The sequence below is a fragment of the Mucilaginibacter lacusdianchii genome, from assembly GCF_009770985.1.
Taxonomy (GTDB): domain Bacteria; phylum Bacteroidota; class Bacteroidia; order Sphingobacteriales; family Sphingobacteriaceae; genus Mucilaginibacter; species Mucilaginibacter lacusdianchii.
In genome coordinates this window covers 1-14,643 of the sequence record NZ_WSRW01000010.1, presented here as the reverse complement: position 1 = coordinate 14,643, position 14,643 = coordinate 1, and the positions used below count along the sequence as shown (strand labels likewise).

Genomic DNA, 14,643 nt, shown 5'->3' with positions numbered 1-14,643 from the left:
AAACCTTGGAACCACAATGTTCAAAATGCAAACGAGTATTTGCCTACCGTGTATCCAGAGGGCCGCTGGTAAAAACCCTGTTATTCTTCTTACCCTTACAAAGATTTTTCTGCGAACGCTGCCTTACTAAAAGATATGTGTGGCTGCACTAATGGTACAACCACACATTATATTTTAAGTAAATAATCAGGTCTGTTATGAACTAGCCAGTTGTTGCTTGTACATCTGTATCGTATTTTCCAGACCATAATATAGCGCATCACTGATTAAGGCATGACCAATACTTACTTCATCTAGATTAGGAACGTTTTGCGCAAAGTATTTAAGATTTTGCAAATCCAGGTCGTGACCTGCATTCAAACCCAGTCCTGCTTTATGAGCCATTTCTGCGGCCTGTATAAATGGCGCGGCAGCCAGCTCTATCCCTTGATGGTAATGGGCGGCATAGCTTTCCGTATACAGTTCCACCCTATCTGTGCCGGTTTCAGCAGCAGCCTCTACCATATCCAGCAATGGGTCAACAAACAAGGATACACGAATGCCGGCATCTTTAAAGCATTTTACCATATCAGTAAGGTAACGCTTATTCTCGATGGTATTCCACCCATGATTAGAGGTAAGCTGTCCGTTAGCATCGGGCACCAAAGTAACCTGGTGGGGTTTTACAGCCAACACTAAATCAATAAACTTTTGTTCCTCGCAGTTACCTTCTATGTTAAACTCGGTAGTAACAATTTCTTTTAGCTCGTATACATCACTGTAACGGATATGGCGCTCATCAGGCCGCGGATGTACGGTAATGCCTTGCGCACCAAACTTTTCACAATCTTTAGCTACCTGAATTAAATCGGGCTTATTACCGCCGCGTGAATTACGCAATGTTGCTATTTTATTGATATTAACTGATAATCTAACCATCGGCTATAAAATTTTTGCAAAGTAAACATCTTTCATGCTAACAGTTAAAAGGTATTTATGATTGCTTTAAATGCAGGTTCATTTGTCTTATAGTGTTAATATTTTATTGCCGCTAGGAAAATCTGCTATATTTGAGACGCTAAAACATTACGACATATTTATTAAAATCGCTTTAAAACAACATTTTTATGGATACCTCTCTTATCACCACCAGCATCAGCTTAGACGGTTACCGTGTAGTAAAACATTTAGGCGTAGTGCGTGGCATCACCGTACGCAGCCGTAGTGCTCTTGGTAACATTGCCGGTGGCTTACAATCTATTTTTGGCGGCCGGTTATCTATTTACGTTGAGCTTTGCGAACGTGCCCGCGAAGAGGCATACCAACTGCTTATTCAACATGCACAGGCTTTAGGTGCCAATGCCATTATTAACATGCGTTATGACGCTAATGAAGTAATGCAAGGCGTTACAGAAGTGCTGGCTTATGGCACAGCTGTAGTGGTAGAAAAAGAATAAAAATAACTTCCTTATCCGGAAACAATAGTTATCATAAGATTAAACAGGGGTTTTAAGGCACCCTGTTTAATTATAATGCAATAGCTAATTATCTGCACGTAAACATATAACAACTTAAAAACAAAGCTGAGTCACATAGTTACAGGCTCTGCATTTGTAAGGCAATTATATATACAGAAAAGCAGCAAACATAAGTTGAATTTTGAAAAAGATGTTTGTCAGCGATTGTGATTGCACCAGATGAGATACTATCACTGGAAAGTATGGATTCACATTCAATTTTTCATTTAAACCGATATATAAATATATTTAGTTTAATATCAGTTTAAATATCATATACAATCACCTAAACTTTTAATTCTCTATCAAAAAGCAGGTTGCTTCCTTTTCCAAGAAGCCACTAATTAAAAAGTGCACTAGAATTTAGGTTAATCACCTGATCTATATCTTATCACAACATGAACTTTTTTTACATATCATTGTCAGCAATGCTGCTTTTTAGTCAACTGTTTTATTGGCAGACAGCCACTGCTACTAGTATAGTACACAAAATAGATTCTATACCTCAAAAGCTTATTGCGGCAGCTTTGCATCCAATTGATGACGATCGGCCCCTGCCTATGCCGGTTTTTAAAAATCAGTCAGCAATACTTACGGGCCATTTAACTGGTTACGCGTTTGAAAACCAGAAGGCGCACTTAGTATATAATAATCCTATTACCAACGAAGAGATAAACATCGATTTAACTATCGATAGTAAAGGAAGTTTTAAAGTCATAATACCTTTGGTTTCTGCATCTGAGGTAATGCTTTATGACTTTTTGCCGTACAATGGAAAAATCATCCTTGAACCGGGTAAGGAATCGGTGCTATGGGCTGACCTGCGCAGACCAAACAAAAAAGAACAAATTGTTTTCTCAGGTGCTTTTGCTGATATCAACAATCAGTTTTATCAATTTAACCTATCTAATTATTCACGCCGTTTTTTATCTCCTAGCTTAATATATGGTTTAATTGACAACCACAATACATCAGCAGAGACATTAAAAAAATTCATTCTTCAGCAAGTAAGTAAAGGACTTAAAGATCTTTCAGAAGACAAACAATTATTAACCAAAACTCGGCAACTAGCCGAAATCAATCTAAGAATGGATGCTGCAAGTTGGATAGTACAACTTGATATGGTATATAGAGATGAGCGCAAACGTAACAAGAAGATCACGATTCCTGATTTTGATGAGCGCTTTTTTTCAGCATTAAAAGAATTTCATGTTAATGATTATTATGGACTATATTCATCTGACTTTGCAAAGGTAATTAACAATGCAGCAGGTATAGAAGATATTATACATCATAACGTTGTTAAAGTCAATTTTATAAGCAATGAAAACTTCGCTTCTTTGTTAAAAGACTATCCGCTTTCTAAACAAGAAAGGGCATATATTGCATTTTTGAAAACAGAAAATCCAAACAACTGGCCTGCAGAGCGGAAACAAAAACAGAAAGTACAAACAATTAAACTTTTAAAAAGGATAAAACAAATCGACTCCTTACCATCTGATATAGCGCGGATGATAAAAGACCTTGATGCCGCTATTAATTTACCAAACGCAAATGCAAAGCAAATTAATAACATGCAATGGGCGCTTGGAATAGCGTTAGCCGAAGCTTCGATTTTTATTCCGGACGATTCGGAAAGACAGTATATTGAGGAGCCTAAAACACCTTTCGATGCAATGTTTGTGAGCAACTTCAATGACCGTTTTGCTGATGAAAGCCGCTCGTTTGCAAATAAAGAATATTCAGATAGCCTCAAGAGAGTACTTACGCATATATTAGGCACAAGCTCTGGCATAATGTTCGATTTATCTACAAGCCAGCTTTTTTGCAAGAAGCTGATTCGGCAAAATACGCCGCTTAATGCTTATGATATAGCTGCACTCCAAAGCTTGAAAGACTCATTTTTACAACATTATATACTTTCTATCAGCAAACAAATACTTGAAAAGACCCCTGAAAATCAACTCACTAATAATTACAGAATTTATTCTATAGACAAAACTATAGCAAATCCGGATATTGTGCTGAATGAGATAATTAAGCCATTTAATGGGAAAACAATCTATATAGATTTTTGGGCAACATGGTGTGCCCCCTGCATACAAGCCATCAAAGATTTCAAGCAAACCAAAGCCTCAATTAATAAAGATAACGTTATTTTTATTTACCTTACCGATGAAAGCTCACCAACAAAGATCTGGAAAAATATGATCAACGAAATGTCCGGCGAGCACATTAGAATAACTCATGAGCAAATGTCTGCTTTAAAAAGCAAACTCAAGATTTCAGGTATTCCAGCATATTTGATCTTTGATAAGATAGGAAATCAAGTTTACTTACATACAGGTTTTGAGGGTATTGATAAAACTGCTGAAGTATTAAAAAAGGCCTTAAACTAAAAGCTACAAGTAATTCTAAATTAAGGCGTAACCATTTTGGATGCTACCTTACGTTTATTATTTAAAACTTAAGCAACATTAAAATAATTGGCTAGTAAGGCTTAATAAACATCGCTTTTGCATAATCACAGCATGTTCATTTCTTATATAGGAAATATGTCAAGCATTTGTGTTCTGCTATAAACTAACGGAATTAATTATCACCAAAAAAAGGCATAACTCGTTAAGTCATGCCTTTATCTTTTACATTATATTTCGTAATAAAAATTAATAACGATAATACTCCGGTTTAAACGGACCTTCAACGGTTACGCCAATGTATTCAGCCTGGTGCTCATCTAGTACTTCCAGCTCTACACCAATTTTGGCTAAGTGCAAACGGGCTACTTTTTCGTCCAAGTGCTTAGGCAGGGTATATACTTTGTTCTCATATGCCTCACGGTTGGTCCAAAGTTCTAACTGGGCCAAAGTTTGGTTAGTAAACGAGTTTGACATTACAAAGCTAGGGTGACCGGTAGCACAACCAAGATTTACCAAACGACCTTCAGCCAACACAATAACGTCTTTGCCATTGATGGTGTATTTATCAACCTGTGGTTTAATTTCAACCTTGGTATCACCATAAGTACCGTTTAACCAGGCCATATCAATTTCATTATCGAAGTGGCCGATGTTACAAACAATAGCTTTATCTTTCAAAGCACGGAAATGTTGCTCGCGTACAATATCGCAGTTACCGGTAGCGGTTACCACAATGTCAGCCTCCGGAATGGCAGTTGACAGGCGTTTTACCTCAAAACCTTCCATAGCAGCTTGTAGCGCACAGATCGGGTCAATCTCGGTAACAATCACGCGGACACCTGCATTACGCAATGAATCGGCAGAGCCTTTACCCACATCACCATAACCGCAAACTACGGCTACTTTACCGGCCATCATTACGTCGGTAGCGCGGCGGATAGCATCTACCAATGATTCGCGGCAACCGTATTTGTTGTCGAATTTAGATTTAGTAACCGAGTCGTTGATGTTGATAGCAGGAATTGGCAAAGTACCATTTTTCATGCGCTCGTATAAACGGTGTACACCAGTGGTAGTTTCTTCAGATAAACCTTTGATACCGGCAACCAGTTCAGGATATTTATCAAACACCATATTGGTTAAGTCACCGCCATCATCCAAAATCATGTTCAGTGGCTGGCGCTCTTTGCCAAAGTACAAGGTTTGCTCAATGCACCAGTCAAATTCTTCGGCATTCATACCTTTCCAGGCATAAACCGAAATACCGGCAGCAGCAATGGCGGCAGCGGCATGATCTTGTGTGGAGAAGATATTACATGACGACCAGGTAACCTCGGCACCCAACGCCACCAGTGTTTCAATTAACACAGCGGTTTGGATAGTCATGTGCAAACAGCCAGCAATACGTGCACCTTGTAAAGGTTGCGACGGACCGTATTCAGCGCGTAAAGCCATTAAGCCCGGCATTTCTGCCTCGGCCAGTTCTATCTCTTTGCGGCCCCAATCGGCCAGCGACATGTCTTTTACTTTGTATTTAACGTAGGTAGTTTCTACTGACGACATACTTTCTTAATTTAAGACTGCAAAATTAGGGATAATCAGCGGGTTATACAAGGTGAGGCGTTTTAAGTCTGCAGTTCGATATCAGCGAATTAGCTTTGATGCGCAATGCTATTACTTTTACAATTTAAGCTGACACTATCATAATAAAGCTCCGTTTTTGCATCTGACAAAAACGAAGCCTACTTAAAATCTCAATTCTATATTCCTAAATCTACAATTAATTCAACGACAAATACTGCACTGGATTTACGGGCTTACCATCCCGACGCACTTCGTAGTGCAGGTGCGGACCAGTTGAGCGTCCGGTTGAACCCACCTTGCCCACCATTTCGCCCACACTTACTTTCTGACCTTCGCGAACCGTAATGCGCGACAAATGGCCGTACCATGTTTCAATACCATTAATATGACGAATGCGTACGCAGTTACCATAACCACCGGCACGACCGGTAAATATAACTTTACCACTAGCCGTACATTTTACCTGATCGCCCATTTGCCCTTTAAAGTCCAATCCGGGATGAAATTCACTACGCCCAAAATTGAACGGATTGCCACGGTAGCCAAAAATTGAGGTAAAAGAACTTGCACGCGGATAGCCCATAGGCATCTCGGCAATGTTATCTACCAGTTTAGATAAATAGCGGTTATACTTTTGGTAAATCTTGGTGTTATCTGCCTTGCTGGTTTTGTTGCTCGCTTTAATTGTTTTAAACGATACACTTTTCAAGCCCCGGCGGCTCAAATAGCTATTAATGGTTTTTAGTTTGGATTGTATGCTTTCAATATAGCCTAGCGCTTTGCTGTTGCTGCTGTCTTTTTGTGCAGTTACCAAGTTTAGGGCTTCCACGTTTTCATCTACCTGGCTTTTTAGGGATGATACCTGGTTTAACAGGCGGTTATTTTCTTCAGTCTGTAAACGGGTTTGTTCATTAAGCTTGTAGATGGTAGTAGTTAAGGCTATTACTAAAGCTACGGTTAATCCTACAAACACTTTCAACGCCGTTAAATAACGGGCTTTTACCTGTAACACTTTTGGCTTAAGCTGATTTTTACCCACAACACTTCCTACACTCACATCTGCTTGTTTCAAATTCATACAATAGTTTAAATCAATTAATCAGGGCACTTTAGCAACCAGTTACCCGGCAACTGTATATTAAACGGAAGTTGCGGGCAAAAAAGTTACAGGTTAAACGTCAGTCAATTGTTAATATTTTAATGCATTGGCTTTTTTCGAAGCTTAATTTGATATTTTTGTATAAGACATTAGAAAAAAACTTATATGTATCCAGAATATTTTGTAGCTCCAATGAGGGCTGATTTAACCAACGCCGGCTTTACCGAATTAAAAGATGCTGAGTCTGTAAAAGAAGCTGTTGAGAGCGAAGGAACTGTGTTTGTAATGGTAAATTCTGTTTGCGGTTGCGCTGCGGCTATGGCCCGTCCGGCTGCTAAAATGGCTGCTCAGCACGGCAAACATCCTGATAGACTGGTAACCGTATTTGCCGGCATGGAAAAAGATGCTGTAGATGCTGCCCGTAACTACATGCTGCCTTATCCGCCATCATCACCAGCTATGGCTTTGTTTAAAGACGGCAAACTGGTACACATGATTGAGCGCCACCAAATTGAAGGTCGCCCGGCACAAATGATTGCCGATAACCTGATTGATGCTTTTGAACAACACTGCTAATTGAAAAGCAGAAAATAGCATAAATGAAAATCCGGCCCTTGCGCCGGATTTTTTGCGTTAAGAGGCAATAATTTATACCAAGCTCTTCAACAACACATTAAAGCCGTTTTGTAAGTTACATCCTACTGCACAACCACCCAGATATTGGTTACACAAACAGCCACAAAACGTTATCTTCGTAACAAAACAGTACAAAAGTTATCTAAGCAAAATATTACTATCAATAAGTTCATGAATAACAAATCTCTCGCCCTGCTGGTAGCCGGCTTTGTAGCGGCTTTAGTGCAACTGCCAGCTTATGCGCAGCAACAGCAAGCCGCCCAACCGGTTAACCCAGCCATGAAAATTTACCGGGCTACTCCCGAAAAAATTAACGACCTGGTACACACCAAGCTGGATGTACGTTTTGATTATAAAAAGCGCCACATGTATGGTAAAGAGTGGGTAACCTTAAAACCACACGTATATCCTACCGACAGCCTGCGCCTGGATGCTAAGGGCATGGATATTAAAACCATTGCTGTAGTAAAGAACGGCCAGAATATACCTTTAAAATTTACTTACGATAGCTTGAGCTTAGCAATTAAGCTGGATAAAACCTATCGCAACAACGAAAATTATACCTTATATATTGATTATACCTCGAAACCCGATGAGTTAAAATCACAAGGCAGCGCAGCTATTACAGATGCCAAAGGTTTGTATTTTATCAACCCGGATAGCGCCGTTAAAGGTAAACCGGTACAAATCTGGACACAGGGCGAAACTGAAAGTTCATCGGCCTGGTTCCCAACCATCGATAAGCCTAATCAAAAAACCACCGAAGAGATTTACATGACGGTGCCATCTAAATATGTAACCCTCTCGAACGGTCGCTTAGTATCGCAAAAAAACAATGGCAACGGCACCCGTACCGATTACTGGAAGCAAGACTTGCCCCATTCGCCTTACCTGTTTATGATGGCTGTGGGTAACTTTAAAATCACCCGAGATAAATGGCGTGATAAAGAAGTAAGCTACTACTTGGAACCTGCCTACGCCCCTTACGCTAAAGATATTTTTGGTAATACGCCCGAAATGATTGAGTTTTTCTCGAAAACGCTGGGCGTAGATTATCCGTGGAATAAATATGCACAAATTGTAGTGCGTGATTATGTGAGCGGTGCAATGGAAAACACCAGTGCCACGCTGCACGGTGCAGATGTACAAGCTACCCGTCGTGAACTATTAGATCGTTATTATGCCTGGGGCGAAAGCACCATTGCACACGAACTGTTCCACCAATGGTTTGGCGATTATGTAACTGCCGAAAGCTGGAGTAACTTAACCGTAAACGAATCATTTGCTGATTTTAGCGAAACCCTGTGGGGCGAATACAAATACGGAAAAGACGAAGGCGACGCCCACATCAACAATGACCGTCGTAGTTACCTGAACGGTCAGGGATCTGCTGAGAAAAACCTGGTTCGTTTTTACTATAACGACAAAGAGGATGTATTTGACAATGTAACTTACCAAAAAGGTGGTTCTATTTTATACATGCTGCGTAGTTATCTAGGTAATGAGGCATTTTACAAAGGCTTAAATATTTACCTGAAAACTAATGCCTTTAAAAATGGCGAGGCGCATCAGCTACGCTTAGCATTAGAAGAAGCCAGCGGCAAAGATTTGACCTGGTTTTTCAACCAATGGTACTATGGCGCTGGTCATCCTATCTTGAACATCAGTTACAAATGGGATGCTGGTTCTAAAACGCAAACCGTTTACGTACAGCAAAACCAAACCGGCAATCCGTTTATACTACCTGTAAACGTAGATATTTATACCAACAGCGGTAAACAGCGTAAATTGGTTTGGCTACGTAATAAAGTGGATACTCTAACCTTTAATGTAGCCAGCAAACCGCTGCTGGTAAACGTAGATGCCGACAAGGCACTGCTTACGCAAAAGGTAGACAACAAAACCATCGAAGAGATGGCCTACCAGTACAACAATGCTGGATTGTATATGGATCGTTACGAAGCTATCACCGCTGCTATTGCGCAGCAAACAACCAGCGATGTAGCCCGTAAAATTCTGATAGCTGCCTTGAAAGATAAATATTACGGATTGCGCATCAGAGCCATCCGCGGTTTAAAATTAACCAATGATGATGTGCGCAATGCAGCACAACCTATTTTGGTATCCCTTGCACAAACCGACCCTAATAACCTGGCCCGTGCAGCGGCTTTAGATGTGTTAGGCGACTTGAAAGCATCCGGTAATGCAAACTTGTTTAAACAGGCGTTAAGCAGCCAATCTTACGCCATACAAGGTGCGGCTTTGGGTGGCTTGAGTCAGATTGACGGCGCTGAAGCTTTAAAAACAGCCAAAGGCTTGGAAAAAGATGCAAAAGGCGACTTGGCTGAAGCTATTTTGGCGGTATATGCTGCTAACGGTACAGATGCAGAATGGCCTTATGTAAACAGCAAATTTGCCGATATGGCTCCGCAAAGCCGGTTCAACATTATGCCAGCTTATGCCGGCTTTGTTGCACGTGTGCAAAGTCCAGAGTACGCCCAGCAAGGCGTTAGCCAAATTAAAGATTTTGGTTTGCGCTTTAAACAATACGTTGGCCCGCAAGTGGTAAGCATGTTGGAAAGCATTAAAGCCGAACGTGCTAAAAAGAACGACGATGCTTCGGTAAAAGCTATTGACCAAGCTATTGCTCAAATCAAATAAAGCTTTTTTATCTTTATAACTCAAGGCCGGCTTAATACAAGCTGGCCTTTTTATTTTTTGCCAAGTGTTAAATCTGTTAAATAATTAGGCTTATATTTTTCTGTTAATTAACTTAGTAACAACTTAATCCTCACATTATGAAAAAGGCGTACTTATTAATATTCCTGGCCTTTGGCACTTATAAGGCAAAAGCCCAGTCACCATCGTTTTCGGGCGGTACACCTTCTATTTTACCAGGCATGCCTTTTCAGCCGCTGCTTGCTGATACTATAAATTTCAAATCACTTCAGCCTAAAAATAAAGAGGGCCAATTGATAGGCGTTATAAAAACGCCCAACTTGCAAGAAGAGATTGACAAAGCAAGATTTGAACGAATGCTGTCAGATAATAAGATTGAGGACAATATGCCAATTGCTAGCTTAAATAGCCGTGATAGAATGCCCATATACCGTGCACCCGACAGCATTAAATACCATATGCTTATCAGTAAGCCAAAGCAAAAAGCTGCTGCTTAGGTTAATCCGTAAAAATGGTTTAGTAGTCTTTATTTAACAGTTTTTCCAGTTCAGCAAAGCTGATGTTCATTTTTACGCGGCCCTGCTTGGCGTAGGATATCTCGCCGGTTTCTTCGGATACAATGAGAGCCGTAGCCTCGTTGGATTCGGTAACGCCAATGCCGGCTCGGTGGCGCAAGCCAAATTGTGGCGGTAAATCGGTATTATCAGTCAGCGGCAAAATACAACTAGCCGATTTAATTTTATTACCCGAAATAATTACCGCGCCATCGTGCAGCGGACTATTTTTTTGAAATATACTTTCCAACAAGCGCTTGGATAATTTGGCATCTAACACCTCGCAGCTGTTTTGATAAAAATTCTCGTCGTACTCTTTTACAAATACTATCAGCGCGCCTGTGCGGGTTTGCTTCATGCTTTTGCAAGCATCAATGATAGGTTTAATGCGCTTATAATTATCTTTTTCACTTTCGTTTTTACCCAAAAAGTAGCGCCACCAGGCACGGTTACGCTGTAAGGATGCATTGCGCCCTACCAGCAACAAAAACCGCCTGATCTCTTGCTGAAATATCACTACTACGATCACAATACCAGCTTTGATAAAGTTATCCAGTATACCGGTTAGCAACTTCATATCCAGCGCTTTTACCACAAAGTACAGCAAACATATCATGGCCATGCCCACAAAAACATTGGCTGCAATAGTACCCTTAATGAGATTGTATAATTGGTATATCAGGATAGCCACCAGCACCACATCCAGTATGGTGAACAGGTTAAACTTAAACATGCTAAAATCGAACGCAGGCATGGAAACGAAGTTAGGGGAATTAATTTACAGTTCATAGTTGGTTGATTGGTTGATTAAACCAGCTACAGCTGCATTAAGCTGTTTTTATCTTTTCAAACTATTCCAACCGCTTAACAACTCAACAAATCAACTACTTAACCACTCTGCCATCAAACAAAAGCCCTTTACAATTTGTGGTTAAAGAAAATTTAATAACTACCAGTAAATACCAGAACTACCTACCGTCATGAAAAACATCAATCAACTCATGCAATCCTTTCTTGGCTCAACAGGCGAATGCAATAGGCGGGAATTTTTAGAAAACGCCGGCAAAGGCCTGGTGGCAGCCACCGTTGTAGGTGAACTAGCCTCGTGCACGGCCGACGCTCAGCAAATGAACGGCGCAGGCACCCGCAAAATGCTGGCTGACACCATTAAGGTACAGGTGCCTAGTCAGCATGCGCCAACCGAGCGTCAGCAGGAAAGCGGAGCTACCATGGTAGAACCGTCTAAACGTATTGGCTACGCCATTGTGGGTATTGGTGAGTTGACGATGGGACAGATCATGCCGGCCTTTGGTTCGTGCAAATACAGCAAGCCGATAGCCCTGGTAAGCGGCGACGCTGCCAAAGCCAAAAAGGTAGCCGCACAACATGGCATCCCCGAAAAAAACATTTACAATTACCAGAATTTTGATCAGATTAAAAACAACCCCGAGATAGACGCAGTGTACATTGTGCTACCCAACAGCATGCACGAAGAATTTGTAGTACGCGCCGCCAAAGCAGGCAAACATGTACTTTGCGAAAAGCCGATGGCCACCTCAAGCAAAGAGGCCAAAAACATGATTGATGCTTGTAAAAAGGCCGGTAAAAAGCTGATGATTGCTTACCGCATACAGTACGAACCCAACAACAAACTGATGATGCAATGGACTCGCGACAAGCACTTTGGCAATGTAAAAGTGATTGACTCGGTAAACGTTCAAAACATTGGCGACCCGAACCAATGGCGACTAAAACGTTCGCTGGCTGGCGGTGGTTCGTTGCCAGATATTGGTTTGTACTGCATAAACACCAACCGCTACTTAACCGGCGAAGAACCCAATATGGTATCGGCAGTTATCCATAGCGATGCTAATGATCCACGTTTTAAGGAAGTGGAAGATAAAGTAATGTTTCAGATGTTTTTTCCGAGCGGCGTGGTGGCTAATAATACTTGTGCCTACAGCGTACACGACTCTAAACGCTACCGCTGCTATGCAGATAACGGCGGCTGGTTTGGCATGGATCCGGCGTTTAATTACAACGGCTTAAAAACGGAAGCTTCACAGGCTCAAGGCAAGTTAGAATTTAAGCAAAATATCATTGTGGGCGAAAAACAGCAGTTTGCATTGGAGATGGACCACTTTTCGCAATGCCTTATGGACAACAAAGAACCGTTTACCCCCGGCGAAGAAGGCTTACAAGACCATAAAATTATGGAAGCCATTTATGAATCGGCCCGCACGGGTAAGCCTGTTAAGCTAGAAACGATTACCACGCTGGATACGTTCCGGAACAAAGCTAATATGCCGAAGGAAGAATAGGCAATAGAGTTCAGAAATAAGATCCAGGAGCTAGGATACTTTCCACAAAAAACATATTACTGCTGTAGGGGGTAGTTTTTGTTTTTCCTTGTTGTCATTGCTAGGAGGTACGATGAAGCAATCTTTCGCATTATTAACCGGAACGGAAGTACTAAGCTACCGCTCTTAATGACATGTTTATCCTGGCTCTTGCTTCTTTGCTCCTAGTTCTAAATTTTACTTATTCCGTTCCGTCGTATATCTTACCAGTTGCTCCAATCCCGTACGGGCTTCGCCGGGTGGAAAGGTATTTAATATCTCGAACGCTTCTTGCTGGTATTTCTGCATTTGGGTTTCGGCATATTGCAGGCCACCGGTTTGGTGTACAAAGCTGATGATTTGTGCTACCTTCTCAGCATCTTCGTTATGGTTTTTGACTAAATTGATTATACGCCGCTTTTCGGAAGAGGTAGTATGGCTAAGCGAGTAAATCAGCGGCAGCGTCACCTTCTTTTCCTTAATATCGATACCCAGAGGCTTGCCTACATCGTCGGTACCAAAATCAAACATATCATCTTTTATTTGAAAGGCAATACCAATTTTTTCGCCAAACTGACGCATTTTTTCCACCGTCTCGTCGTCTGCACCGGCTGACGAAGCCCCACAGGCACAGCAGGCTGCTATTAGTGAAGCTGTTTTTTGGCGGATTACCTCGTAGTAGATACTCTCGTTTACATCCATACGGCGCACCTTTTCAACCTGCAGCAATTCGCCTTCGCTCATTTGCTTTACAGCTTCATTTACGATGCGCAGTATCTGAAAATCATTATTAGCCAGCGATAGCTCCATGCCCTTGGCCAGTAGAAAATCGCCCACCAGTACGGCTATCTTGTTTTTCCACAAAGCATTGATGGAGAAAAATCCACGACGCTGATAGCTGTTATCCACCACATCATCATGAACTAGCGTAGCCGTGTGTAAAAGTTCTACCAAGGCTGCACCACGGTGGGTAGCCTCGGTAATACCGCCGCACAAGCTGGCCGTAAAAAATACAAACATGGGCCGCATTTGCTTACCCTTACGTTTTACTATGTAATGGGTAATGCGGTCAAGCAAGGGCACCGAGCTTTGCATCGAAGCTTTAAACTTCTCCTCAAAAACATCTATCTCAGCAGCGATGGGCTTTTTAATCTCGTTAAGGTTCAGCATCGAAAACTAAACAACGTATAAGGGTGTGCGTTTTGCCTATTCTGACAATTGGCTGCAAACATACTTAAAATAATTTACCCGCTCTGCATCAATTAATTTAAGTGGGGCATTAAACCTTGCCTGTGTTTTTCCCCTCTTACTTATGAAAACAAACTTGAAAATACTATGAAAGCGAAAATATTTGGAAGTTTATTAATAGCCGTTTTAGCTATCACTTCTGTAGCCCAAGCCCAAACCCGCAACCCATATGTACGTCAGCAACGGATTGAACAAGGCATACGCCATGGACAGATTACCCATACTGAAGCCGTAGCATTACATCGTCAACAAATACAGTTAGAACGTGAGCGCCGTATGGCGCTGGCCGACGGCCGCCTTACCCGGTTTGAACGCAAGCATTTACAGCGCGAAGAAGCCCGCTTAAGCTATGCTGTTGAGCGCAGCAAGCATAACGATTTTAGAAGATATTAATATTTAGTTGTAGTTTTGTGAAGAGGCGAAGTTCTGGCAACAGGCTTCGCTTTTTTGTTGCGTATGCTAATCCATTCGCTTACATTTGCAAACTTATTTTCAAACGGAGAGGTGTCTGAGTGGTCGAAAGAGCACGCCTGGAAAGTGTGTATACGTCAAAAGCGTATCGAGGGTTCGAATCCCTCCCTCTCCGCT

12 protein-coding genes and 1 tRNA gene are annotated in these 14,643 nt (G+C 41.5%); 8 read left to right on the top strand and 5 right to left on the bottom strand.

Annotation, left to right across the window (positions count from 1 at the left end):
- Positions 1-195 precede the first annotated feature (195 nt).
- Positions 196-918 carry a pyridoxine 5'-phosphate synthase gene (locus tag GPM24_RS21295; protein WP_158829632.1) on the bottom strand — a complete coding sequence of 241 codons (723 nt, stop codon included), beginning with the start codon at positions 916-918 and terminating at the stop codon, positions 196-198.
- Between the two features lie 188 nt (positions 919-1,106).
- Between GPM24_RS21295 and GPM24_RS21290 the strand changes: the two genes are divergently transcribed.
- Both GPM24_RS21290 and GPM24_RS21285 read left to right on the top strand, forming a co-directional pair.
- Positions 1,107-1,436 carry a YbjQ family protein gene (locus GPM24_RS21290; protein ID WP_158829630.1) on the top strand — a complete coding sequence of 110 codons (330 nt, stop codon included), beginning with the start codon at positions 1,107-1,109 and terminating at the stop codon, positions 1,434-1,436.
- 458 nt (positions 1,437-1,894) lie between these two features.
- Positions 1,895-3,895, top strand: coding sequence for a TlpA disulfide reductase family protein (locus GPM24_RS21285; protein WP_158829628.1), 2,001 nt, complete (start codon positions 1,895-1,897; stop codon positions 3,893-3,895).
- A gap of 267 nt (positions 3,896-4,162) precedes the next feature.
- Here GPM24_RS21285 and ahcY read toward each other — a convergent pair whose 3' ends face one another.
- Together ahcY and GPM24_RS22355 are read right to left on the bottom strand one after the other, a co-directional pair.
- Positions 4,163-5,479, bottom strand: a complete 1,317-nt coding sequence (ahcY, locus tag GPM24_RS21280) for an adenosylhomocysteinase (RefSeq protein ID WP_158829626.1) — start codon at positions 5,477-5,479, stop codon at positions 4,163-4,165.
- A gap of 217 nt (positions 5,480-5,696) precedes the next feature.
- Positions 5,697-6,578, bottom strand: a complete 882-nt coding sequence (locus tag GPM24_RS22355) for a M23 family metallopeptidase (protein WP_158829624.1) — start codon at positions 6,576-6,578, stop codon at positions 5,697-5,699.
- A gap of 186 nt (positions 6,579-6,764) precedes the next feature.
- Here GPM24_RS22355 and GPM24_RS21270 point away from each other — a divergent pair, with 186 nt between their 5' ends.
- The 3 genes from GPM24_RS21270 to GPM24_RS21260 all read left to right on the top strand — a co-directional run bounded on the left by GPM24_RS21270 (position 6,765) and on the right by GPM24_RS21260 (position 10,411).
- Positions 6,765-7,175 carry a BrxA/BrxB family bacilliredoxin gene (locus tag GPM24_RS21270; protein WP_158829622.1) on the top strand — a complete coding sequence of 137 codons (411 nt, stop codon included), beginning with the start codon at positions 6,765-6,767 and terminating at the stop codon, positions 7,173-7,175.
- 231 nt (positions 7,176-7,406) lie between these two features.
- Positions 7,407-9,896 (top strand): M1 family metallopeptidase, encoded by a 2,490-nt coding sequence (locus GPM24_RS21265; protein WP_158829620.1) that lies wholly within the window; start codon positions 7,407-7,409, stop codon positions 9,894-9,896.
- A gap of 137 nt (positions 9,897-10,033) precedes the next feature.
- Positions 10,034-10,411: a hypothetical protein gene (locus GPM24_RS21260; RefSeq protein ID WP_158829618.1), complete on the top strand. Its 378-nt coding sequence runs from the start codon at positions 10,034-10,036 to the stop codon at positions 10,409-10,411.
- A gap of 19 nt (positions 10,412-10,430) precedes the next feature.
- Here GPM24_RS21260 and cdaA read toward each other — a convergent pair whose 3' ends face one another.
- The gene (gene cdaA, locus GPM24_RS21255; protein WP_158829616.1) at positions 10,431-11,222 is read right to left on the bottom strand and encodes a diadenylate cyclase CdaA; all 792 of its coding nucleotides are present in this window, start codon (positions 11,220-11,222) and stop codon (positions 10,431-10,433) included.
- Between the two features lie 226 nt (positions 11,223-11,448).
- Between cdaA and GPM24_RS21250 the strand changes: the two genes are divergently transcribed.
- Entirely contained in the window at positions 11,449-12,789 is a 1,341-nt protein-coding gene (locus GPM24_RS21250; RefSeq protein ID WP_158829614.1) for a Gfo/Idh/MocA family protein, read from the top strand.
- A gap of 216 nt (positions 12,790-13,005) precedes the next feature.
- On the opposite strand, the gene GPM24_RS21245 is transcribed toward GPM24_RS21250, so the two are convergent.
- Positions 13,006-13,977, bottom strand: a complete 972-nt coding sequence (locus tag GPM24_RS21245) for a polyprenyl synthetase family protein (RefSeq protein ID WP_158829612.1) — start codon at positions 13,975-13,977, stop codon at positions 13,006-13,008.
- 165 nt (positions 13,978-14,142) lie between these two features.
- Here GPM24_RS21245 and GPM24_RS21240 point away from each other — a divergent pair, with 165 nt between their 5' ends.
- Both GPM24_RS21240 and GPM24_RS21235 read left to right on the top strand, forming a co-directional pair.
- Positions 14,143-14,448: a hypothetical protein gene (locus GPM24_RS21240; RefSeq protein WP_158829610.1), complete on the top strand. Its 306-nt coding sequence runs from the start codon at positions 14,143-14,145 to the stop codon at positions 14,446-14,448.
- 105 nt (positions 14,449-14,553) lie between these two features.
- Positions 14,554-14,641 (top strand) — tRNA-Ser (locus GPM24_RS21235).
- Positions 14,642-14,643: the final 2 nt, after the last annotated feature.